19 protein-coding genes are annotated in these 21,492 nt (G+C 69.4%); 4 read left to right on the forward strand and 15 right to left on the reverse strand.

Annotated elements, in window-relative coordinates:
- Positions 1 to 10 precede the first annotated feature (10 nt).
- Genes nuoK through ACIBAF_RS33665 form a run of 11 tightly spaced genes read right to left on the reverse strand, consistent with a single transcriptional unit; the run spans position 11 to position 10,879 of the window.
- Complete coding sequence (nuoK, locus tag ACIBAF_RS33615; RefSeq protein ID WP_003974374.1) at positions 11 to 310, reverse strand: NADH-quinone oxidoreductase subunit NuoK; 300 nt, start codon at positions 308 to 310, stop codon at positions 11 to 13.
- A complete protein-coding gene (locus ACIBAF_RS33620; protein WP_399467983.1) occupies positions 307 to 1,149 on the reverse strand; it encodes an NADH-quinone oxidoreductase subunit J in 843 nt (280 codons plus the stop codon). Before ACIBAF_RS33620 ends, nuoK begins: the two co-directional genes overlap by 4 nt.
- Entirely contained in the window at positions 1,146 to 1,748 is a 603-nt protein-coding gene (gene nuoI / locus ACIBAF_RS33625) for an NADH-quinone oxidoreductase subunit NuoI (RefSeq protein WP_399467985.1), read from the reverse strand. Before nuoI ends, ACIBAF_RS33620 begins: the two co-directional genes overlap by 4 nt.
- Positions 1,741 to 3,102 carry an NADH-quinone oxidoreductase subunit NuoH gene (nuoH, locus tag ACIBAF_RS33630; RefSeq protein ID WP_399467986.1) on the reverse strand — a complete coding sequence of 454 codons (1,362 nt, stop codon included), beginning with the start codon at positions 3,100 to 3,102 and terminating at the stop codon, positions 1,741 to 1,743. The genes nuoI and nuoH overlap by 8 nt, the downstream gene beginning before the upstream one ends.
- A complete protein-coding gene (locus tag ACIBAF_RS33635) occupies positions 3,099 to 5,603 on the reverse strand; it encodes an NADH-quinone oxidoreductase subunit G (protein WP_399467987.1) in 2,505 nt (834 codons plus the stop codon). Before ACIBAF_RS33635 ends, nuoH begins: the two co-directional genes overlap by 4 nt.
- Positions 5,600 to 6,952 (reverse strand): NADH-quinone oxidoreductase subunit NuoF, encoded by a 1,353-nt coding sequence (gene nuoF / locus ACIBAF_RS33640; protein WP_399467988.1) that lies wholly within the window; start codon positions 6,950 to 6,952, stop codon positions 5,600 to 5,602. Before nuoF ends, ACIBAF_RS33635 begins: the two co-directional genes overlap by 4 nt.
- Positions 6,949 to 7,821 carry an NADH-quinone oxidoreductase subunit NuoE gene (gene nuoE, locus ACIBAF_RS33645; RefSeq protein WP_399467989.1) on the reverse strand — a complete coding sequence of 291 codons (873 nt, stop codon included), beginning with the start codon at positions 7,819 to 7,821 and terminating at the stop codon, positions 6,949 to 6,951. The genes nuoF and nuoE overlap by 4 nt, the downstream gene beginning before the upstream one ends.
- Positions 7,818 to 9,158, reverse strand: a complete 1,341-nt coding sequence (locus ACIBAF_RS33650) for an NADH-quinone oxidoreductase subunit D (RefSeq protein ID WP_319334333.1) — start codon at positions 9,156 to 9,158, stop codon at positions 7,818 to 7,820. Before ACIBAF_RS33650 ends, nuoE begins: the two co-directional genes overlap by 4 nt.
- Positions 9,155 to 9,907 (reverse strand): NADH-quinone oxidoreductase subunit C, encoded by a 753-nt coding sequence (locus ACIBAF_RS33655; protein WP_399468041.1) that lies wholly within the window; start codon positions 9,905 to 9,907, stop codon positions 9,155 to 9,157. Before ACIBAF_RS33655 ends, ACIBAF_RS33650 begins: the two co-directional genes overlap by 4 nt.
- 44 nt (positions 9,908 to 9,951) lie before the next feature.
- Positions 9,952 to 10,506, reverse strand: coding sequence for an NADH-quinone oxidoreductase subunit B family protein (locus ACIBAF_RS33660; RefSeq protein ID WP_055635348.1), 555 nt, complete (start codon positions 10,504 to 10,506; stop codon positions 9,952 to 9,954).
- Positions 10,507 to 10,519: 13 nt separating this feature from the next.
- Positions 10,520 to 10,879 carry an NADH-quinone oxidoreductase subunit A gene (locus ACIBAF_RS33665; RefSeq protein WP_007383963.1) on the reverse strand — a complete coding sequence of 120 codons (360 nt, stop codon included), beginning with the start codon at positions 10,877 to 10,879 and terminating at the stop codon, positions 10,520 to 10,522.
- A 743-nt stretch (positions 10,880 to 11,622) separates the two neighbouring features.
- Here ACIBAF_RS33665 and ACIBAF_RS33670 point away from each other — a divergent pair.
- The gene (locus ACIBAF_RS33670) at positions 11,623 to 12,426 is read left to right on the forward strand and encodes a C40 family peptidase (protein ID WP_399467990.1); all 804 of its coding nucleotides are present in this window, start codon (positions 11,623 to 11,625) and stop codon (positions 12,424 to 12,426) included.
- Between the two features lie 782 nt (positions 12,427 to 13,208).
- The gene (gene def / locus ACIBAF_RS33675) at positions 13,209 to 13,937 is read left to right on the forward strand and encodes a peptide deformylase (RefSeq protein WP_399467991.1); all 729 of its coding nucleotides are present in this window, start codon (positions 13,209 to 13,211) and stop codon (positions 13,935 to 13,937) included.
- Between the two features lie 442 nt (positions 13,938 to 14,379).
- Here the strand turns inward: def and ACIBAF_RS33680 are convergent, their stop codons facing one another.
- Positions 14,380 to 15,687, reverse strand: coding sequence for a geranylgeranyl reductase family protein (locus ACIBAF_RS33680; protein WP_399467992.1), 1,308 nt, complete (start codon positions 15,685 to 15,687; stop codon positions 14,380 to 14,382).
- A 97-nt stretch (positions 15,688 to 15,784) separates the two neighbouring features.
- On the opposite strand from ACIBAF_RS33680, the gene ACIBAF_RS33685 reads away from it, so the two are divergent.
- Together ACIBAF_RS33685 and ACIBAF_RS33690 are read left to right on the forward strand one after the other, a co-directional pair.
- A complete protein-coding gene (locus ACIBAF_RS33685) occupies positions 15,785 to 16,291 on the forward strand; it encodes a GNAT family N-acetyltransferase (RefSeq protein ID WP_399467993.1) in 507 nt (168 codons plus the stop codon).
- Between the two features lie 131 nt (positions 16,292 to 16,422).
- Positions 16,423 to 16,737, forward strand: coding sequence for a PASTA domain-containing protein (locus ACIBAF_RS33690; RefSeq protein WP_399467994.1), 315 nt, complete (start codon positions 16,423 to 16,425; stop codon positions 16,735 to 16,737).
- A gap of 253 nt (positions 16,738 to 16,990) precedes the next feature.
- On the opposite strand, the gene ACIBAF_RS33695 is transcribed toward ACIBAF_RS33690, so the two are convergent.
- Genes ACIBAF_RS33695 through ACIBAF_RS33705 form a run of 3 tightly spaced genes read right to left on the reverse strand, consistent with a single transcriptional unit; the run spans position 16,991 to position 21,482 of the window.
- Positions 16,991 to 17,686, reverse strand: a complete 696-nt coding sequence (locus ACIBAF_RS33695) for a demethylmenaquinone methyltransferase (RefSeq protein ID WP_399467995.1) — start codon at positions 17,684 to 17,686, stop codon at positions 16,991 to 16,993.
- Between the two features lie 32 nt (positions 17,687 to 17,718).
- The gene (locus ACIBAF_RS33700) at positions 17,719 to 19,086 is read right to left on the reverse strand and encodes an acyltransferase (RefSeq protein ID WP_399467996.1); all 1,368 of its coding nucleotides are present in this window, start codon (positions 19,084 to 19,086) and stop codon (positions 17,719 to 17,721) included.
- Positions 19,086 to 21,482 carry a bifunctional polysaccharide deacetylase/glycosyltransferase family 2 protein gene (locus ACIBAF_RS33705; RefSeq protein WP_399467997.1) on the reverse strand — a complete coding sequence of 799 codons (2,397 nt, stop codon included), beginning with the start codon at positions 21,480 to 21,482 and terminating at the stop codon, positions 19,086 to 19,088. The genes ACIBAF_RS33700 and ACIBAF_RS33705 overlap by 1 nt, the downstream gene beginning before the upstream one ends.
- Positions 21,483 to 21,492: the final 10 nt, after the last annotated feature.

The raw sequence follows: 21,492 nt of genomic DNA on the forward strand, positions 1-21,492 counted from the left end.
TTCCGACCCCTTACAGCTTCATCAGGCTGGCGTCGTCGACCGAGGCCGAGTGGCGGGAACGGAACAGCGACACGATGATCGCGAGTCCCACCACGACCTCCGCGGCGGCGACGACCATCGTGAAGAAGGCGATGATCTGGCCGTCGAGATTGCCGTGCATCCGGGAGAAGGCGACGAACGCGAGGTTGCAGGCGTTGAGCATGAGCTCGATGCACATGAACACGACGATCGCGTTGCGCCTGATCAGTACGCCCGTCGCACCGATCGTGAACAACAGGGCGGCGAGGTAGAGGTAGTTGACAGGGTTCACTTCGACGCCTCCTCGGTCCGCTTCAGGTGCGGCGGCTCGATCGCGGCCCGCTCCAGGCGCTCCTCGGCCCGCTGCTCCAGGGCCTTGAGGTCGTTGAGCGCCTCGGAGGACACATCCCGGATCTGCCCGCGCTCGCGCAGCGTCTTGCTGACCGTGAGCTCCGACGGAGTGCCGTCGGGCAGCAGGCCCTGGATGTCGACGGCGTTGTGCCGTGCGTACACACCGGGTGCGGGCAGCGGCGGTACGTGCTTGCTCTCGCGGACACGCTGCTCGGACAGCTCCCGCTGGGTCTTGGCGCGCTCGGTGCGCTCGCGGTGGGTGAGCACCATGGCGCCGACGGCGGCCGTGATGAGCAGGGCGCCGGTGATTTCGAAGGCGAAGACGTACTTGGTGAAGATGAGGGCCGCGAGGCCCTCCACGTTGCCGTTCGCGTTCGCCTCGGCGAGGCCGTTGAACTCCGTCAGGGAGGCGTTGCCGATGCCGGCGATCAGCAGGATGCCGAAGCCGAGGCCGCTGACGAGGGCCAGCCAGCGCTGGCCCTTGATGGTCTCCTTCAGCGAGTCCGCCGCGGTGACGCCGACGAGCATCACCACGAACAGGAACAGCATCATGATCGCGCCGGTGTAGACGACGATCTGCACGATGCCCAGGAAGTAGGCGCCGTTGGCGAGGTAGAACACCGCCAGGACGATCATGGTGCCGGCGAGACAGAGCGCGCTGTGCACGGCCCGCTTCATGAAGACGGTGCACAGGGCGCCGATCACGGCGACGGCGCCGAGCACCCAGAACTGGAAGGCCTCGCCGGTGGAGGTGGAGTAGGCGGCGAGCTGCGCGCTCATGCCTCCACCTCCTCTTGCGAGGGCTCCTCGCCCTTGGAGACGGCCACCTGGCGCTCCGTGCCGGGCGCGGCCTCGGTGACCAGACCCCGGTAGTAGTCCTGCTCGTCCGTCCCCGGGTAGATGGCGTGGGGGGTGTCCACCATGCCCTCCTCGAGGCCGGCGAGCAGCTGCTCCTTGGTGTAGATCAGGTTGGCGCGGCTGGAGTCGGCGAGCTCGAACTCGTTGGTCATCGTCAACGCGCGCGTGGGGCACGCTTCGATGCACAGGCCGCACAGGATGCAACGGGCGTAGTTGATCTGGTAGACCCGCCCGTACCGCTCGCCCGGCGAGTAGCGCTCCTCTTCGGTGTTGTCCGCGCCCTCCACATAGATGGCGTCGGCGGGGCAGGCCCAGGCGCACAGCTCACAGCCGACGCACTTCTCCAGGCCGTCCGGATGGCGGTTGAGCTGGTGCCGTCCGTGGAACCGGGGAGCTGTGGTCTTCTGCTGCTCCGGGTACTGCTCGGTCAGCCGCTTCTTGAACATGGCCTTGAAGGTCACGCCGAAGCCGGCCACGGGGTTCTGGAAACCGGGCTTGGTCTCCTTGGGCTCCTCAGCCATCGGACGCCTCCTTTCCATCCAGCGATCCGTCACTCACAGTGTCCACCCCGCCACTGACAATGAGCTCGCGCTCCCGTCGCGGACCGCGCCTGGGCACCGGCGGCAGCTCCTGTCCGGGCAGTGGCGGGACGGGGAATCCGCCCGCCATCGGGTCGAAGCCGGCGGGCTCGGCAGGGGCCTGCGCCTCCTTCCCGCCGTTGCGGAACATGTCCACGACGAAGGAGAGCAACAGCAGGGCCAGGACACCGCCGCCGACGTAGAGCGCGATGTCGGCGAAGTCGTAGTTCTCGTTGCGCAGCGTCCGTACGGTCGCGACGAGCATCAGCCACGTCACCGAAACCGGGATCAGGACCTTCCAGCCGAGCTTCATCAACTGGTCGTAGCGGACGCGGGGCAGCGTGCCGCGCAGCCAGATGAAGAAGAACAGCAGCAGCTGCACCTTGACGACGAACCAGAGCATCGGCCACCAGCCGTGGTTCGCGCCCTCCCAGAAGGTGCTGATCGGCCAGGGGGCCCGCCAGCCGCCGAGGAAGAGCGTGGTCGACACCGCGGAGACCGTCACCATGTTCACGTACTCGGCGAGCATGAACAGCGCGAACTTGATCGACGAGTACTCGGTGTTGAAGCCGCCGACCAGGTCGCCCTCGGACTCCGGCATGTCGAAGGGGGCGCGGTTGGTCTCGCCGACCATCGTGACGATGTAGAGGATGAACGAGACCGGCAGCAGAAGGATGTACCAGCGGTCCTGCTGCTGCTCGACGATCGTCGACGTCGACATCGACCCCGAGTAGAGGAACACCGAGGCGAACGCGGCGCCCATCGCGATCTCGTAGGAGATCATCTGCGCGCAGGACCGCAGGCCGCCCAGCAGCGGGTAGGTGGAGCCGGAGCTCCAGCCCGCCAGGACGATGCCGTAGATGCCGACGGAGGCGACCGCGAGGATGTAGAGCATCGCGATCGGCAGGTCTGTCAGCTGCATCGTGGTGCGCTGACCGAAGATCGAGATCTCGTTGTCGGCCGGCCCGAAGGGGATCACCGCGATCGCCATGAAGGCCGGGATGGCCGCGACGATCGGCGCGAGGACGTACACCACCTTGTCCGCGCGTTTGACGACGACGTCCTCCTTCAGCATCAGCTTGATGCCGTCGGCGAGGGACTGGAGCATGCCCCAGGGGCCGTGCCGGTTGGGGCCGATGCGCAGCTGCATCCAGGCGACGACCTTGCGCTCCCAGACGATGGAGAACAGCACGGTCACCATCAGGAAGGCGAAGCAGAAGACGGCCTTGACGACGACCAGCCACCAGGGGTCGTGGCCGAACATCGAGAGGTCTTCAGCGGCGAGGTACGGGCTCATGCCTCCACCTCCTTGGGGGCGTCGGCGGCGAGCGTCGCCGGGCCGATACGGACGAGGGAGCCGGGCGTGGCCCCGGCGTCGGAGGCGACGCCCCGCCCGGTGGAGTTCAGCGGGAGCCAGACCACCCGGTCGGGCATCTCGGTGATCTGCAGCGGAAGTTCAACCACCCCGACGGGTCCGGTCACGGCGAGGACGTCGCCGTCCTTGACGCCCGCCTCGGCGGCCGTGGCGGGCGACACACGTGCGCGTGCGGCGTGCCGGGTCCCGGCGAGCGCTTCGTCGCCCTGCTGGAGGACACCCTGGTCGAGCAGCAGGCGATGCCCGGCGAGGACGGCCTCCCCGGCGGCGGGCCGCGGCAACTGAGCTGCGGTCTCCAGGGGTTCGGTGGCCCGGGGGCCGTCCCAGGCGCCGAGCCGGTCGAGCTCCGCGCGCGCGGTGCGCAGGTCCGGCAGGCCGAGGTGGACGTCCATGGCGTCGGCGAGCATCTGCAGCACGCGCGCGTCGCCCGGCGCGACGCGGCGGGTCATCTGGTCGGGCTTCAGGGCCGCCTCGAAGAAGCGGACCCGGCCCTCCCAGTTGAGAAAGGCGCCCGCCTTCTCGGCGACCGCGGCCACCGGCAGGACGACGTCGGCGTGCTCGGTCACCTCGCCGGGTCGCAGCTCCAGCGACACCACGAAGCCGGCCTCGTCCAGCGCCTCACGCGCGCGTGCCGGGTCGGGCAGGTCCGCGACCTCGACACCCGCGACGAGCAGCGCCTGAAGCTCGCCGGACGCTGCGGCCTCGACGATCTGCCCGGTGTCCCGGCCGTAGCGGTGCGGGAGTTCGGCCAGCCCCCAGGCCGCGGCGACCTCCTCGCGCGCGCGTGGGTCGGTGGCCGGACGACCGCCCGGCAGCAGCGACGGCAGCGCACCCGCCTCGATCGCGCCCCGCTCGCCCGCCCGGCGCGGAATCCACACCAGCTGGGCGCCGGTGGCCGAGGAGGCCCGCACGGCGGCGGTGAGGCCGCCGGCCACCCTGGCCAGCCGTTCTCCGACGACGATCACCGCGCCGTCGGCTCGCAGCGCCTCGGCGGCCTTGGCGCCCCCGTCCTCCAGGCCGACGCCGCTCGCCAGCGCGTCCAGCCATTCCGTCTCGGTGCCCGGAGCGGCCGGCAGCAGCGTGCCGCCCGCCTTCTCCAGTCCCCGGGTGGCGTGCGTGGCCAGCGAGAACACCCGCTGCCCGTGCCCCCGCCAGGCCTTGCGCAGTCGCAGGAAGACGCCGGGCGCTTCCTCCTCCGACTCGAACCCGACGAGCAGGACGGCGGGCGCCTTCTCCAGAGAGGTGTACGTGACACCCGTACCGTCGAGGTCACGGCCGCGGCCGGCGACGCGGGCGGCCAGGAAGTCGGCCTCCTCGCCGCTGTGCACGCGCGCGCGGAAGTCGATGTCGTTGGTGTCGAGCGCCACGCGCGCGAACTTGCTGTACGCGTAGGCGTCCTCGATGGTGAGCCGGCCGCCGGTCAGGACACCGGTCCTGCCGCGCGACGCGAGCAGTCCCTGGGCCGCGATCTGCAGGGCCTCCGGCCAGGAAGCCGGTACGAGGTCCCCCTCGGCGTTGCGCACCAGAGGCGTCTCGAGCCGGTCCCGCGTCTGCGCGTACCGGAACGCGAACCGCCCCTTGTCGCAGATCCACTCCTCGTTGACCTCGGGGTCGTTGGCGGCCAGGCGCCGCATGACCTTGCCGCGCCGGTGGTCGGTGCGCGTGGCGCAGCCGCCGGAGCAGTGCTCGCAGACCGAGGGCGAGGAGACCAGGTCGAAGGGCCGGGAGCGGAATCGGTACGCCGCAGAGGTCAGCGCGCCGACCGGGCAGATCTGGATGGTGTTGCCGGAGAAGTACGACTCGAAGGGGTCGCCCTCTCCGGTGCCCACCTGTTGCAGCGCGCCGCGCTCGATGAGCTCGATCATGGGGTCGCCCGCCACCTGGTTGGAGAACCGGGTGCAGCGGGCGCACAGCACGCACCGCTCGCGGTCGAGCAGCACCTGCGTGGAGATCGGGACCGGCTTCTCGTAGGTCCGCTTGCGGCCCTCGAAGCGGGACTCGGCCTGGCCGTGCGACATCGCCTGGTTCTGCAGGGGGCACTCGCCGCCCTTGTCGCAGACCGGACAGTCCAGCGGGTGGTTGATGAGGAGCAGCTCCATCACACCGTGCTGCGCCTTCTCGGCCACGGGTGAGGTGAGATGAGTCTTCACGACCATGCCGTCAGTACACGTGATCGTGCAGGACGCCATGGGCTTGCGCTGGCCCTCGACCTCGACGATGCACTGGCGGCAGGCGCCGGCCGGGTCGAGGAGAGGGTGGTCGCAGAAGCGGGGGATCTCGATGCCGAGCTGCTCGGCGGCCCGGATGACCAGGGTGCCCTTGGGCACGCTGATCTCGGCGCCGTCGATCGTCAGCGTCACGAGATCTTCCGGCGGCACCGCCGCCTCGCCGCCTCCGGAGGGAGCGCTGGTGGTCACCGTCATGCGTTCACCTCCGTGTGCTTGTCCGCCCAGACCGTCGACCTGGCGGGGTCGAACGGGCAGCCGCGGCCCGTGATGTGCTGCTCGTACTCCTCGCGGAAGTACTTGAGCGAGGAGAAGATCGGCGAGGCGGCGCCGTCGCCGAGGGCGCAGAAGGACTTGCCGTTGATGTTGTCGGCGATGTCGTTGAGCTTGTCGAGATCGGACAGCGCGCCCTTGCCGGCCTCGATGTCCCGCAGCAACTGCACGAGCCAGTACGTGCCTTCGCGGCACGGCGTGCACTTTCCGCAGGACTCGTGGGCGTAGAACTCGGTCCAGCGGGTCACGGCGCGCACGACGCAGGTCGTCTCGTCGAAGCACTGCAGGGCTTTTGTGCCGAGCATGGAACCCGCGGCGCCGACCCCTTCGTAGTCAAGAGGGACGTCGAGGTGCTCGTCGGTGAACATCGGCGTCGAGGAGCCGCCCGGCGTCCAGAACTTGAGCCGGTGCCCGGGTCGCATGCCGCCGCTCATCTCGAGGAGTTGGCGCAGGGTGATGCCGAGCGGGGCCTCGTACTGGCCGGGGCTGGCGACATGGCCGCTGAGCGAGTAGAGCGTGAAGCCCGGGGACTTCTCGCTTCCCATCGACCTGAACCATTCCTTGCCTTTTTGCAGGATGGCGGGAACTGACGCGATCGACTCGACGTTATTCACCACAGTCGGGCACGCGTAGAGGCCCGCGACCGCAGGAAAGGGGGGACGGAGCCGCGGTTGACCACGGCGGCCTTCGAGCGAGTCGAGCAGCGCGGTCTCCTCACCGCAGATGTACGCGCCCGCACCGGCGTGGACGGTGAGTTCGAGGTCGAGTCCGCTGCCCAGGATGTTCTCGCCGAGGTAGCCCGCCGCGTAGGCCTCGCGCACGGCCTCGTGCAACCGCCGCAGCACAGGGACGACTTCACCACGCAGATAGATGAAGGCATGAGACGACCTGATGGCATAACACGCGATCACAATGCCCTCGATGAGGCTATGCGGGTTCGCGAAGAGGAGCGGGATGTCCTTGCAGGTCCCGGGCTCCGATTCGTCGGCGTTGACAACTAGATAGTGCGGCTTTCCATCCCCTTGAGGAATGAACTGCCATTTCATTCCAGTCGGGAATCCCGCGCCGCCTCGCCCCCGCAGACCGGAGTCCTTGACGTACGCGATCAGGTCGTCCGGCGACATGGCGAGCGCCTTGCGCAGGCCCTCGTATCCCTCGTGCCTTCGGTAGACGTCCAGACTCCAGGACCTGTCCTCGTCCCAGAAGGCCGACAGCACGGGTGCGAGCAGCTTCTCGGGGCTGCTGCCTTTCAGTTCGGGTGCCAATGTCATCACTCCCCCTCCTCGGCGGTAGGCCCTGCCGGGTGGGCTGGGTCGGAGGCCGACGTGTCCTGCGGCGCATCGTGCGAACTCAGGTGCTCGGTGGGCGACGGTTCGTGCACCGCCCGGTCCTGCGGCTCGTCGTGCGGCCCGCCGTCCCGCGGATGGACCACGCGCGCGGGTGCGGTCTCTCCCCTTGCCAGGCGAAGACCCACCAGCGACGCCGGTCCCGCACTGCCGCTCGCCTCGACAGCCCCGTCCCGCTCGTCGGGGAAGCCCGCCAGGATCCGGGCGGTCTCCTTGAAGGTGCACAGCGGCGCACCGCGCGTCGGCGAGACCGTGCGTCCGGTCCGCAGGTCGTCCACCAGGCGCTTGGCGCTCTGCACGGTCTGGTTGTCGAAGAACTCCCAGTTGACCATCACGACCGGCGCGAAGTCGCAGGCCGCGTTGCACTCGATGTGCTCCAGAGTGATCTTTCCGTCGTCGGTGGTCTCACCGTTGCCGACACCCAGGTACTCCTGGAGCTCCTCGAAGATCGCGTCGCCGCCCATCACCGCGCACAGCGTGTTGGTGCAGACGCCCACCTGGTAGTCACCGCTGGGGCGGCGCCGGTACATGGTGTAGAAGGTGGCGACCGCGGTGACCTCGGCCGTGGTCAGGCCCAGCACGTCCGCGCAGAACCGCATCCCGGTGCGTGTGACGTGACCCTCCTCCGCCTGCACGAGGTGCAGCAACGGCAGGAGCGCGGACCGGGAGTCGGGGTAGCGGGCGATGATCTCGCGCGCGTCCGCCTCCAGCCGGGCTCGGACGTCGTCCGGGTAGGCGGGCGCGGGCAGCTCGGGCATGCCCAGGCTGACGCCCTGCTCGGAAGAAGAGGTGGTCACCGGTCGACGCCTCCCATCACGGGGTCGATGGACGCGACGGCGACGATGACGTCGGCGACCTGGCCGCCTTCGCACATCGCTGCCATGGCCTGCAGGTTGGTGAAGGACGGGTCCCGGAAGTGGACCCGGTAGGGGCGGGTGCCTCCGTCGGAGACGGCGTGCACCCCGAGCTCGCCCTTGGGCGACTCGACCGCCGCGTACGCCTGTCCCGGCGGGACGCGGAAACCCTCGGTGACCAACTTGAAGTGGTGGATCAGGGCCTCCATCGAGGTGCCCATGATCTTCTTGATGTGGTCGAGGGAGTTGCCGAGACCGTCGGGGCCCAGGGCGAGCTGGGCGGGCCAGGCGATCTTCCGGTCGGCGACCATGACCGGGCCGGGCTGCAGCCGGTCCAGGCACTGCTCGACGATCCTGAGCGACTGGCGCATCTCCTCCAGGCGGATGAGGAAGCGGCCGTAGGAGTCGCAGGAGTCGGCGGTCGGGACGTCGAAGTCGTACGTCTCGTAGTCGCAGTACGGCTGCGCCTTGCGCAGGTCGTGCGGGAGGCCCGTGGAGCGCAGGATCGGGCCGGTGGCGCCGAGGGCCATGCAGCCGGCCAGATCGAGATAGCCGACGTCCTGCATGCGGGCCTTGAAGATGGGGTTCCCGGTGGCGAGCTTGTCGTACTCGGGGAGGTTCTTCTTCATCTTCTTCACGAACTCGCGGATCTGGTCCACCGCGCCGGGGGGCAGGTCCTGGGCGAGTCCGCCGGGGCGGATGTACGCGTGGTTCATCCTGAGGCCCGTGATGAGCTCGTAGATGTCGAGAATCATTTCACGATCACGGAATCCGTAGATCATGATCGTGGTGGCGCCGAGTTCCATGCCGCCGGTGGCGATACACACCAGATGGGAGGACATCCGGTTCAGCTCCATCAGGAGCACCCGGATGATCTTGGCTCGTTCGGTGATCTGGTCCTCGATGCCGAGGAGCTTCTCGACCGCGAGACAGTAGGCGGTCTCGTTGAAGAAGGACGTCAGGTAATCCATGCGCGTCACGAACGTGGTGCCCTGCGTCCACGTGCGGTACTCGAGGTTCTTCTCGATGCCGGTGTGGAGGTAGCCGATGCCGCAGCGGGCCTCGGTGACCGTCTCGCCCTCGATCTCCAGGATGAGGCGGAGCACCCCGTGGGTGGACGGGTGCTGGGGCCCCATGTTGACGACGATGCGCTCGTCGTCGGCGCGGGCCGCGGACTGGACGACCTCGTCCCAGTCGCCACCGGTGACCGTGTACACGGTGCCCTCGGTGGTCTCGCGCGCCGAAGCGGCAGAGGCCGCGGATGCTGACTGCGTGCTCACGAGTACGACCTCCGCTGGTCCGGAGCCGGGATCTGGGCGCCCTTGTACTCGACGGGGATGCCGCCGAGGGGGTAGTCCTTGCGTTGCGGATGGCCCTGCCAGTCGTCCGGCATCATGATCCGCGTCAGGGCCGGGTGACCGTCGAAGACGATCCCGAAGAAGTCATAGGTCTCGCGCTCGTGCCAGTCGTTGGTCGGATACACGGAGACCAGGGACGGGATGTGCGGGTCGGCGTCCGGCGCGCTGACTTCCAGGCGGATCAGCCGGTTGTGGGTGATCGAGCGCAGGTGGTAGACGGCGTGCAGTTCGCGGCCCTTGTCGTTCGGATAGTGCACGGCGCTGACGCCGGTGCAGAGCTCGAAGCGCAGGGCGGGGTCGTCGCGCAGGGTGCGGGCGACACGCAGCAGGTGCTCGCGCTCGATGTGGAAGGTGAGCTCGTCGCGGTCGACGATCGTCTTCTCGATCGCGTTCTCGGGGAGGAGGCCCTGCTCCTCCAGTGCGCCCTCGAGTTCGTCGGCGACCTCGTCGAACCAGCCGCCGTAGGGCCGGCTCGCCGCTCCCGGGAGCCGGACCGAGCGGACCAGGCCGCCGTAGCCGGATGTGTCGCCGCCGTTGTCGGCTCCGAACATGCCGCGCTGAACGCGGACCTCCTCGCCGCCCCGGCCGCGCTGGCCGGGGAGGTTGGAGGCGGAAAGATCCTTCTCGGGGTTGACCCCGTTGGACCCGTTCACGCCGTTGGACCCGTTCACCCCGTTCGAGGAGCCGTTCGCGCCATGGGTGCCGTTCGCGTCGCTCACCGCAGCAGCCCCTTCATCTCGATCGTGGGCAGGGCCTTGAGCGCCGCTTCCTCCGCCTCGCGGGCCGCCTCCTCGGCGTTCACGCCCAGCTTGGAGTTCTGGATCTTGTGGTGGAGCTTGAGGATCGCGTCCATCAGCATCTCGGGGCGCGGCGGGCAGCCCGGGAGGTAGATGTCGACGGGGACGATGTGGTCGACGCCCTGGACGATCGCATAGTTGTTGAACATGCCGCCCGAGGAGGCGCACACCCCCATGGAGATGACCCACTTCGGGTTCGGCATCTGGTCGTAGACCTGCCGGAGCACCGGCGCCATCTTCTGGCTGACCCGGCCCGCGACGATCATCAGGTCCGCCTGGCGGGGCGAGCCTCGGAAGACCTCCATACCGAAGCGCGCCAGGTCGTAGCGGCCTGCGCCGGTGGTCATCATCTCGATGGCGCAGCAGGCGAGGCCGAACGTGGCGGGGAAGACGGACGCCTTGCGCACCCAGCCCGCGGCCTGCTCGACGGTGGTCAGCAGGAAACCGCTCGGCAGCTTTTCTTCGAGTCCCATGGCTAAAGGCCCCTCAGTCCCATTCCAGGCCGCCGCGCCGCCATACGTACGCGTACGCGACGAAGACAGTGAGCACGAAGAGCAGCATCTCCACGAGCCCGAAGACACCCAGGGCGTCGAAGGTGACGGCCCAGGGGTAGAGGAAGACGATCTCGATGTCGAAGACGATGAAGAGCATCGCCGTCAGGTAGTACTTGATGGGGAAGCGCCCGCCGCCGGCCGGCGTGGGGGTCGGCTCGATACCGCACTCGTAGGCCTCGAGCTTGGCGCGGTTGTACCGCTTTGGCCCGATCAGCGTGGCCATGACCACGGAGAAGATCGCAAAGCCTGCCCCGAGGGCTCCCAGTACGAGGATGGGCGCATACGCGTTCACCGCTCCTCGCTCCTCTCAGTCGGCACTGACTGCTGGCGATGGCATCGGACTCACGTCAGCCCCACCGGCCCCACGAACCCCGCCCGTCCCGGCGAAGATCGCGAACATGTGAAGCAGGTCACAAGCCCAACTGCCTCGCATCCTATGCCCGCCGCTCTGTGATCTGCGACACGGGGTATTACACAAGCTTTGTGATCTCCACCACCTGACGAAGGATCATGAAGTCATATCAGCGGTGATCTTCGTACGCGAAGCGTCAGAGTGATCACAAGAAGTGACATTTGCGCTCGTCGCTGCAGGCCGCGAGCGTCGTCTCCATATCAAGAAGCTTCCCTTGCATGCAAATTCGTGATGGACGCAGCGTCCTGATAGTGGGCCGCGTTCACACATCAGAGGGAGATCGGGACGGGGTGTGGACGCGTGCACACATTCACGAGCGGAGGCGATCCCGCCGCATGCGCGAGACGCGGCCGCCACGGTAACCGTTCCGTGACCTCCGCCACATTCATGAGAGGCGTCTAAGAAGCGGGCTTGGCCAACGGTCTCGACCGGTGGTAGGTGCCGGGCAATCCGGGCGTAACGACGAAAGCCCATGATCACAGGCTTGATCACCTACGTCCGTAATGTCCGTTACGGCGTCAATAAAGAACGCGAGCCAGGGGAATTGGGACGCCGATTGAACAACTGTGGCGCAGCACACGTTTCTTGAAGGTATGGAGGAGCCCCTGATACCGGTTGGACTCATGTCCCACACCGCTCACATACGCAGCCACCGGAAACCCCGCCGCAGCGCGTCGACGATCGCGATGCGGGCCGGAGTCGCCAGTGGTGTCCTCGGCACGCTGGCCGTCGCCACGGCGGCCGGTTCGGCGAACGCCGCCGAGCCGGTGACGCAGACGCTCGAACTGCCCGTACTCACGGGCGACCTGGCCGCCCAGGTCGCGCAGTCCGCTCAGGCCACGCAGCAGGCCGCAGCGAACTACCAGCTGCAGGCCGAGCGTGACGCGGCCGCCGCAGCAGCCGCCAAGGAGGCCAAGAAGGACCTCGCCGACGCCAAGGCCGAGGCGACGAAGAAGGCCGAGGCCGCCCGCAAGGCCGCCGCCGAGCGTGCCACGCGCAACGCCGAGCGGACCACGCTGGCCTCGACGTCCGCGTCGAGCAGCAGCAGCTCGACCAGTTCGTCCACGGCGACCGGTTCGGCCGCCGCTGTCATCGCGTTCGTGAAGGCGCAGATCGGCGACGCCTACGTCTCCGGCGGCACGGGCCCCAACTCGTGGGACTGCTCGGGTCTGGTGCAGACCGCTTTCAAGCAGGTCGGCATCGACCTGCCGCGCGTCTCGCAGGACCAGTCCACCGCCGGCACCCAGGTGTCGCTGGACAACCTGCAGCCGGGCGACATCCTCTACTGGGGCAGCGCGGGCAGCGCGTACCACGTGGCGGTGTACGTCGGCGACGGCATGTTCGTCGGCGCGCAGAACCCGTCCACCGGCGTGGCCGAGAAGCCGCTGTCGTACGACCCGCCGACCGGAGCGGTGCGGGTGCTCTGACGCCCCTTCGGCGCCCCTGAGGGCGCCTCACGCACGGAAGGGCCGCAGCCGCTCGGGGGCAGCGGCCCTTCGGGCTCCACCTGCCCGCCGGGCGGCTGAGCCCACGCGCCCTCGCAGTTCGGCTTCGGCGCTCGCCGCTCGCCGCTTACGCAATCGGCCACGCGGGCCACTACTGCGCCGCATGCACTGCGCCGCGTGCGGGCGCACATCGGTGATTCAGCGTCGCGGTCTGGCGCGCGTCGGCCACTGCCTGGCGCAGTCGACCGCATCGGCCCCCCACACCGCCGTAGCCTCGCCGGCCGCGCTCTCGGTGCGTTCGCGGGCGTTCAGCCGCCTCCCGGTGCGTTCGCGGGAGTGCCAGTCGCCTCTCGGCGTGGTGGTCCGACCGCGTCGGCCCCTCTCACGCCGTGCTCGCCCCGCCGACCGCCCTCGGTGTGCTCGGGCGGGCACCCACCGCTCCTTCGGAGCGCTCGGCCCCGCATCGGCCCCTCCCTCGCCGCACGGGCCCCGCGTGCCGCTCCCCCGGCCTGCTCCTCGGCCGCAGGGACTTCGGCTTGTTTCCTCGCACGCTCGGCCGCCCAAGCCGGTTCCTGTCCCGGCATCCGGACGCGTGTGCCGCTCCCCTACCGACGAGCGGACGCGACTGTCGCTCCCCTCCCACACATGCGGACGTGACTGCCGCGCCCCCTCAGCGCGCGGACGCGGCTGTCGTTCTCCTGGGATGCTCGGTGGGCGGGTTGTGGAACTCCATGGCCTGTCCATGAGTTGGAGGAGAGAACGTCATGCCACGTGTGTTCGTGCAGGGGCAGCCGGTTGCCTCGTATCCCCCGTTCGCGCCCGAGGCCCGGAGCGGGTCGGTGCGGCGGATCACCGAGGTCGGTGAAGAGGTCCTGCACAAGTCCTGCCGAGAGGTCACCGAGTTCGGGCCGGATCTGGCCGCGCTCATCGACGACATGTTCCTCACCATGTACGTCGCCGACGGGGCCGGCCTTGCGGCGAACCAGGTCGGTGTCGGTCTGCGGCTGTTCGTCTACGACTGCCGGGACGACGAAGGTGTCCGACATGTCGGACACATCGTCAATCCAGTACTGGACCGGCTTGACCCGGCCGGGCGACGGCTGCTCGACGAGGGCGAGGGGTGCCTGTCAGTGCCGGGCGCCGTCATGGACGTACCGCGGCCGGACCGGGCCGTGGTGCGGGGGTACGACAGGGAGGGCCGTCCGCTGGTCGTCGAGGGGCGCGGGTACTTCGCGCGGTGCCTGGAGCACGAGAGCGACCATCTCGACGGACAGGTCTATCTGGACCGGCTTTCGAGGAGGGGTCGGAAGGACGCGCTGCGGCAGGTGGCGGACCGGCGGGAAGAGGTCTTCGCACGCCGGGCCGCCAAGGCCACGGCCCTGAGCCAAGCCCAGACTCAGGCCCAGACCCAGGAGGCCCAGGAGGCCCAGCCCCAGGTCCAGGCTCAGACCCCAGAGGCCCAGACCCAGGTCCAGGGCCAGCCGCAGCACTGAGCCGGATCCGGCCACGCCCCTGAGCCAGCCCCGGCCAACGCCCCCCGCCCGGCCCGGCCACGCCCCGGGCCGAACCGGCCGCTGCTCTCTGAGTCGGGGCGGCCGCCGCCCCATGGGCGGAAGTGGCTGGCGCCCCAGGGGCGGGAGTGGCTGGCGCCCCAGGGGCGGGAGTGGCCGAAACCCTGAGGCCGAAGTGGCTACCACCCCCAGGGACGGAAGTGGCCGAAACCCCTGAGGCGGAAGTGGCCGCCACCCCAAGGACGGAAGTGGCCGAAACCCTGAGGCGAAGTGGCCGCCACCCCAGGGACGGGAATGGCCGCCGCCCCTGGGGCGGGAGCGGTCGCCGCCCCTGGGGCGGGAGTGGGCGGTGCTCCAGGGGTGGGAGTGGGCGGTGCTCCAGGGGTGGGAGTGGGCGGTGCTCCAGGGGTGGGGTGGTTGGGGGTTAGGCCTTGGGGGCTACCTTGCTCAGGCCGTTGATGATGCGGTCCATTGCGTCGCCGCCTGTGGGGTCCGTCAGGTTGGCGAGCATCTTGAGGGTGAACTTCATCAGCAAGGGGTGGGTCAGGCCGCGCTGGGCCGCGATCTTCATGACCTTCGGGTTGCCGATGAGCTTCACGAAGGCGCGGCCCAGCGTGTAGTAGCCGCCGTAGGTGTCCGCGAGGATCTGCGGGTAGCGCTGCAGGGCGAGTTCACGCTGGCCGGGGGTGGCGCGGGCGTGGGCCTGGACGATGACGTCGGCGGCGATCTGGCCGGACTCCATGGCGTAGGCGATGCCCTCGCCGTTGAAGGGGTTCACCAGGCCGCCGGCGTCGCCGACCAGCAGCAGCCCCTTGGTGTAGTGGGGCTTGCGGTTGAAGGCCATGGGGAGGGCGGCGCCGCGGATCGGGCCGGTCATGTTCTCGGGGGTGTAGCCCCAGTCCTCCGGCATGGAAGCGCACCAGGCCTTGAGGACCTCGCGCCAGTCGAGTTCCTTGAAGGAGTCGGAGGTGTTGAGCACGCCCAGACCGACGTTCGACGTCCCGTCCCCCATGCCGAAGATCCAGCCGTAGCCCGGCAGCAGCCGGTCCTCGCCCGGGCCTCGGCGGTCCCACAGCTCCAGCCAGGACTCCAGGTAGTCGTCCTCGTGGCGCGGGGAGGTGAAGTAGGTGCGGACGGCGACGCCCATCGGGCGGTCCTCGCGGCGGTGCAGGCCCATCGCGAGCGACAGCCGGGTGGAGTTGCCGTCGGCGGCCACCACCAGCGGGGCGTGGAAGGTGACTTCGCGCTTCTCCTCGCCGAGCTTGGCGCGCACACCGGTGATGCGGCCGGTGCGGTCGTCGACGATCGGGGCGCCGACGTTGCAGCGCTCGTACAGGCGGGCGCCCGCCTTCTGGGCCTGGCGGGCGAGCTGTTCGTCGAAGTCGTCGCGCTTGCGGACGAGGCCGTAGTCGGGGAAGGAGGCGAGATCAGGCCAGTCGAGCTGCAGGCGCACCCCGCCGCCGATGATCCTGAGGCCCTTGTTGCGCAGCCAGCCGGCCTCCTCGGAGATGTCGATGCCCATGGCCACGAGTTGCTTGGTGGCGCGCGGGGTGAGGCCGTCGCCGCAGACCTTCTCGCGCGGGAACTCGGTCTTCTCGAGGAGGAGTACGTCGAGTCCGGCCTTGGCGAGGTAGTAGGCGGTCGTGGAGCCGGCCGGCCCCGCGCCGACGACGATCACGTCGGCGGTGTTCTCGGAGAAGTGCTCGGCGTGGGGCTCGTTCACGGCGGTCACGGCGGGATCTCCCCAAGTTCGGAATCTGCGTGCCGACCGGCACTGGACATGGGCAGTCTATTCAGCAGAATTGATCACCCGGCTGAAGGGCTGCCCAGTGAACCGAGCTCTCCCCGAAGTACGGCTGCGTGTTCCCACGGACGAGGACGCGGTCGCGTGGCACCGGGTGTTCAACCACCCGGAGGTGATGGAGTTCCACGGCGGCAGGTCCGCGGAGCTGTCCGTCTACGAGGAGCTCACCGCCCGCCAGCGGCGGCACGACGCCGAGCACGGTTTCTGTCTGTGGACGATGCTGGACCGCGAGGACCGGGTCGTCGGGTTCACGGGCGCCCAGCCGTGGCCGCGGGATTGGGGGCCCAAGGGCGAGATCGAGATCGGGTGGCGGCTGGGGCGGGAGCACTGGGGGCGGGGGTATGCGACGACGGCTGCGCAGATGACGCTGGAGCGGGTGCGGGCGGCCGGGGCGCCGGGGGTGGTGGCCATGGTCGACGCGCGCAACGAGCGCTCGATCGCCGTCACGCAACGGCTGGGGATGCGGCTCTCGGAGGTTTTTCTGACGCCCGAGCTGGAGCGGGAAGGGCACTGCTACCGCCTCAATTGGTGACTCTCTGTAGCGGCAAGCGCGGTATCAGCTACAGAAAGACACTCAGCGCTTCCGGACGGCACCCTCGGGCGGTTACCCTGCCAGTACCGCTGGGGGTGACATCTGTGCTCATACCGCCCAAAACACCCGAAGTGCGCGTGCCGAGGTTCGTGGGTCTGATGGCCGTGGACGCGCGTGAGGCGGCCGCGGCGCAAGGCGTGCTGCTGGCCGCGCCGGACCGGCCCGACTTCCATCGCGCGGTCGTCGACTACGTCGTACGGCAGTACCCGCCGCCAGGTGTCGAGGTGTCGCGTGGCGCCGTCGTCACCGTGTGGTTCGACTTCGGCGAGGGGGAGGGCGGCGGAGGCTCGGGCGTGCGCGAGCCGCGCGTGCCGCGACCGGGCGGGGGCGGGCTGCAGCGCGAGCTGGACCAGCCCGGGGATCCCTTCGAGGCGATCAGCAGGTAGGGGCGTAGGAACGCGGGTCGCGTAGGAACGGGCCGCCCAGGAGCGCCGAAACCGGCCTCCCCGCCGTGCGCCCCTGCCGGCCTCCCCGCCGTGCGCCCCTGCCGGCCTCCCCGCCGTGCGCCCCTGCCGGCCTCCCCGCCGTGCGCCCCCGCCGCCCTCCCCGCCGTGCGCCCCCGCCGCCCTCCCCTGTCGTCTTCCCCGCCGCCTTGCCCTGCCGTGCTCCCGTGCCGCCCTGGCTGGTGCCTCCCGGGCCTCAGGCGTCCTTGAAGCCCCGGTGGAGGGTGACGACGCCGCCGGTCAGGTTGCGCCAGGCGACCTTCGACCAGCCGGCCTTGCGCAGGTGCTCGGCGAGGGCGGGCTGGTCGGGCCAGGCGCGGATGGACTCGGCGAGGTAGACGTAGGCGTCGGGGTTGGAGGAGACCGCGCGGGCGACGGGGGGCAGGGCGCGCATCAGGTACTCGGTGTAGACGGTCCGGAAGGGCGCCCAGGTCGGGTGCGAGAACTCGCAGATCACGACGCGTCCGCCGGGCCGGGTCACCCGGTACATCTCGCGCAGGGCGGCGTCGAAGTCCTGCACGTTGCGCAGGCCGAAGGAGATGGTGACGGCGTCGAAGGTGTCGTCCTTGAAGGGCAGCCGCGTCGCGTCCCCGGCCGTGAAGGGCAGCCAGGCGTGGTTCCTCTTGCCGACCTGGAGCATGCCGAGGGAGAAGTCGCAGGGGACGACGTAGGCGCCGGTCTGCGCGAAGGGGAGGGACGAGGTGGCCGTGCCCGCGGCGAGGTCCAGGACCTTCTGGGCGGGGCGGGCGTCGACCGCCTTCGCGACCTCCTTGCGCCACCTCCGGTCCTGGCCCAGCGACAGCACGTCGTTGGTCAGGTCGTACCGTTCCGCCACGCGGTCGAACATCGAGGCGACTTCGTTGGGCTGCTTGTTCAGGGAAGCGCGGGTCACCCGTCCATTGTGGCAGCCCCTCCCTCACCGGCTCACGGCAGGAGCCTCGGCTTCTTCCGTGCCGCCATGTCCTCGACCCACCCGCACAGCAGCACGAAGACGCCGATCAGCAGCCAGCCCACGCCGAACGTGAACCACTGGCTGTCCAGCGGCAGGTACGTCTCGAACGCGGGGATGTCCCAGAACCGGTCGATCAGCGGCACGGCGAGGATCAGGGCGATCTCGTGCCAGAGGTAGATCGTCACCGCGCGCGCGTTGAAGACGGTGACGATGCGGTTCATGCGCCGGAACCGGGTGAGCCAGGCGAAGTCGATGCCGAAGTAGGCCTTCGCCCACATCAGCAGCATGACGAAGCCGGCCGACCAGAAGGCCTGCGCGAGCGGGATCTCGTCCAGGTCGTAGGTGCCGGCGTCCGCCTGGTGCGTGAGGGCGGACCAGCCGCCGAAGCCGATCGCCGCCAGCGACACCACGGTCACCAGGGCCGGCTTCATGCGCTGCAGGACGCCGTCGCGGTGCGCGAAGCCGAGCATCCAGCAGAAGAGGTACGTCGACAGGTCCCACAGTGCGCTGCCGACACGGTTGTCCGGGCCGGCCCAGACGAAGCTCAGGACCAGGACGGGCGCGAGGGAGAGCGCCAGCACGGGGACCGGGGCGAGCCGGAACAGCCGGAGCAGGAGCGGGGAGAGCAGGACGAACCACAGGTAGGTCCGCAGATACCAGAGGATCTCCCAGGCCTGCTCGCCCCAGGCGTTGCCCGGCGGGTCGCCCAGCGGCACGACCCAGTAGACGATCTCCCAGTTCGGCATCCAGTCGTGGACCAGCATCGCCAGGACGACGAAGACGCCCCAGAACCAGAAGGGGGGCAGGAGGCGGCGGAGCCGGCTCTTCACCACCTTCGGCGCCGGACGCTCCAGAGACTTCGCCATCAGGGTGCCGGCCAGGCCGAACATGACCCCCATGGAGGGGAAGACCATGCCGGCCCAGGCCCAGCCGAAGGTGTGGTAGGCGACGACCCTTATCAGGGCGAGGGCGCGGAGGGTGTCGAAGTAGCGGTCCCGCTGGGGGGCGGCGGGCTTGGCCGGGGGCGGGGGCTCCGGTTCGGGTTCCGGCTCCACCGTGGGCAGGGGCGCCGTCTCCTCGACGGCTACGGAGACGGTCTGCCCGTACTCCATGAACTCCGCCTGCGCCTGCTCCTGCGCCTGCGGATACGGATGCTCCTGCGGATACGGCTGTTGCCCGTACTGCTGGGGTTGGCCGTACTGCTGGGGTTGGCCGTACTGCTGAGGTTGGCCGTACCCGTCGTAACCGTACGGGTACTGCGGTTGCTGCTGCGGTTGCTGCTGCTGCCCGTACTCGTAGCCGTAGCCGTAGCCGTAGCCCTGCTGCTCGTCCCAGCTCATCAGCTCACCCCGGCCGGGGTGCCGACCTCGCCGGTCCGCTTCAGTTTCTGCCAGCGCAGGCGACCGCCGGTGAGGGCGGTGATGCAGGAGTGGATGAGGACGAGGTACATCATCTGGCGGTAGGCCAGTTGCTGGAGCGGCATCATCAGGAGGTAGCGGTACTTCTCGCGGTCCAGGCGGAACGCGTAGGCCGCGCAGCCCAGTTGGACGCCGAGGACCGCAAGCCAGGCCAGCAGGGCCGCCTGGAAGTCGATGAAGATCATCGAGTAGACGGTGAAGACGTCGATGAGCGGGGCGAAGACCGGCGTGATGATCTGGAAGAGGACCACGAGCGGCATGCCGACGCGGCCGAAGCGACCCGAAGGTCCCTTGTCCGTCAGGGACTTGCGATGCTTCCACAGCGCCTGCATGGTGCCGTAGGACCAGCGGTAGCGCTGGGACCACAGTTGCTTGAGGGAGCCCGGCGCCTCGGTCCAGGCCTTGGCGTGCTCCTGGTAGACGACCTGCCAGCCCGCGCGGTGCATGGCGATGGTGATGTCGGTGTCCTCGGCGAGGGTGTCCTCGCTCATGCCGCCGACCTCCAGCACGGCGTCGCGGCGGAACGCGCCGATCGCGCCGGGGATGGTCGGCATGCAGCGCAGCACGTCGTACATGCGGCGGTCGAGGTTGAAGCCCATCACGTACTCGATGTGCTGCCAGGCGCCGATGATCGTGTCGCGGTTGCCGACCTTGGCGTTGCCGGCGACCGCGCCGACGTTCGGGTCGGCGAAGGGCTGCACGAGGTGGTGCACGGCCTCCGGCTCGAAGACCGTGTCGCCGTCCATCATCACGACGATGTCGTGACTGGCGCTGCGTACACCGTTGTTGAGGGCGGCCGGCTTGCCCGCGTTCTCCTGGCGGATGACGCGGACGTTCGTCATGCCGAGGGCCCTCGCCGCCTCACGCGAGATCTCGGAGGTGCCGTCGGTCGAACCGTCGTCCACGACGATGATCTCGATCGGGTGGGTGCTCTTCGCCAGCGACTTGAGGGTGTTGGCTATGCACTCCTTCTCGTTGTACGCCGGGACGATCACGCTGACCGGCCGGGTGACGGTCGGTCCCCAGCTGAAGCGGCGCTTGTTGCGCTGTCTGTAGTGGCGGCGGGCCAGGATCAGCATCATCCCGAAGCGGCCCATGACGGCCACGCCGACGACCATCAGTCCCACCGACAGTGTCGGGACGGTCCACTCGGCGAGGGTGACCGCGGCGATGAGGGCCTTGCCCTCGTAGAGGGTCACGCCGGTGGCCTCGCGGTGGGCGGCCTGGAGACGGTTGACGGTCCCACCCGCGCCGTTGCTCCCCTCGCCGTTGGGGATGCTGCCGGGCTGCTCGCCGTTCAGTCCCGCCGCACCCGTCCCACCCGCCGCACCCGTCCCACCCGAGGCACCCGTCGCACCCGCCGCCCCTGCCGCGCCCGCCGCCCCCACGGCCTGCTGCTGGCCGGAGTTCTGCTGGCCGGAGTTCTGCCGGCTCGCGGCGTTCTGCTGCTCGATGACGCCGCTGATGGTGGTGAAGGTGTAGCCCGCGGCCTTCATCTTCTTGATGTACTGCGGCAGCGCCTTGATCGTCTGCGAACGCTCGCCGCCGGCGTCGTGGAAGAGCACCGACGCGCCCTTGCCGTCCTCCGGCGTGGCCCACTTGACGATCTTCGAGACGCCCGGCTTCTTCCAGTCGTCGCTGTCGGTGTCGACGAAGACGCTGGTGTAACCGTCCTCGCCGAGCTTCTCGTAGACGGGCCAGCTGTAGTTGTCGATGGCGTCCGTCTCGGAGGAGTACGGGGCGCGGAAGAGCGTCGTCGTGATGCCGGCCGCGCCCGCGAGCGCGAGCTGGGTCTGCTCCATCTCCCGGTTGACGCGGGCGTCGGACTGGTAGGAGAGGTCGACGTGGGTGAAGGTGTGGATGCCCACCTCGTTGCCCTCCGCCACCATGTCCTTCACGATGCCCGGGTAGCGCGAGACCATCGAGCCGACCAGGAAGAACGTGCCGGGCACGTCGTACTCCTTCAGGATCGCCAGGACCTGGGGGGTCCAGGTCGGGTTCGGGCCGTCGTCGAAGGTCAGCGCGATCGTCTTGTCGGGCACCGAGACGGTGGTGGCCTGGCCGCCCCGGAAGGTCAGGATGGGACCGCCGTCGAGGATCTTCTCGGGCACCTTGCCGGCGCTGGCGCCGGTGCGCACACGCTGGTCGCCGCCGACCTCGGCGCGCAGATAGCCGTCGAGGAGCATCACGCTGGTCAGCGCGAGCAGAAGCAGCAGGGCGAGGATGACACGCGGTTTCTGCAGCGCCGCGGCCTTGCCCGCCGCCCGCTCCATGCGGGTCGGGGCGCGGCGGCGGCCGCGGGAGGAAGTGGTCGTCATGGAAGTGGCT

Origin of the sequence: Streptomyces sp. NPDC051677 (assembly GCF_044453465.1) — a bacterium.
GTDB lineage: Bacteria > Actinomycetota > Actinomycetes > Streptomycetales > Streptomycetaceae > Streptomyces.

What these genes read in the sequence shown, in the direction of transcription:
- ACIBAF_RS33635 (WP_399467987.1), bottom strand. Translation starts at nt 5,603, where the DNA reads ATGACGGTGACCACCAGCGCTCCCTCCGGAGGCGGCGAGGCGGCGGTG.
- ACIBAF_RS33620 (WP_399467983.1), bottom strand. Translation starts at nt 1,149, where the DNA reads ATGAGCGCGCAGCTCGCCGCCTACTCCACCTCCACCGGCGAGGCCTTC.
- ACIBAF_RS33660 (WP_055635348.1), bottom strand. Translation starts at nt 10,506, where the DNA reads ATGGGACTCGAAGAAAAGCTGCCGAGCGGTTTCCTGCTGACCACCGTC.
- def (WP_399467991.1), top strand. Translation starts at nt 13,209, where the DNA reads ATGCCACGTGTGTTCGTGCAGGGGCAGCCGGTTGCCTCGTATCCCCCG.
- ACIBAF_RS33700 (WP_399467996.1), bottom strand. Translation starts at nt 19,086, where the DNA reads ATGAGCTGGGACGAGCAGCAGGGCTACGGCTACGGCTACGGCTACGAG.
- ACIBAF_RS33670 (WP_399467990.1), top strand. Translation starts at nt 11,623, where the DNA reads ATGTCCCACACCGCTCACATACGCAGCCACCGGAAACCCCGCCGCAGC.
- ACIBAF_RS33705 (WP_399467997.1), bottom strand. Translation starts at nt 21,482, where the DNA reads ATGACGACCACTTCCTCCCGCGGCCGCCGCCGCGCCCCGACCCGCATG.
- nuoI (WP_399467985.1), bottom strand. Translation starts at nt 1,748, where the DNA reads ATGGCTGAGGAGCCCAAGGAGACCAAGCCCGGTTTCCAGAACCCCGTG.
- nuoH (WP_399467986.1), bottom strand. Translation starts at nt 3,102, where the DNA reads ATGAGCCCGTACCTCGCCGCTGAAGACCTCTCGATGTTCGGCCACGAC.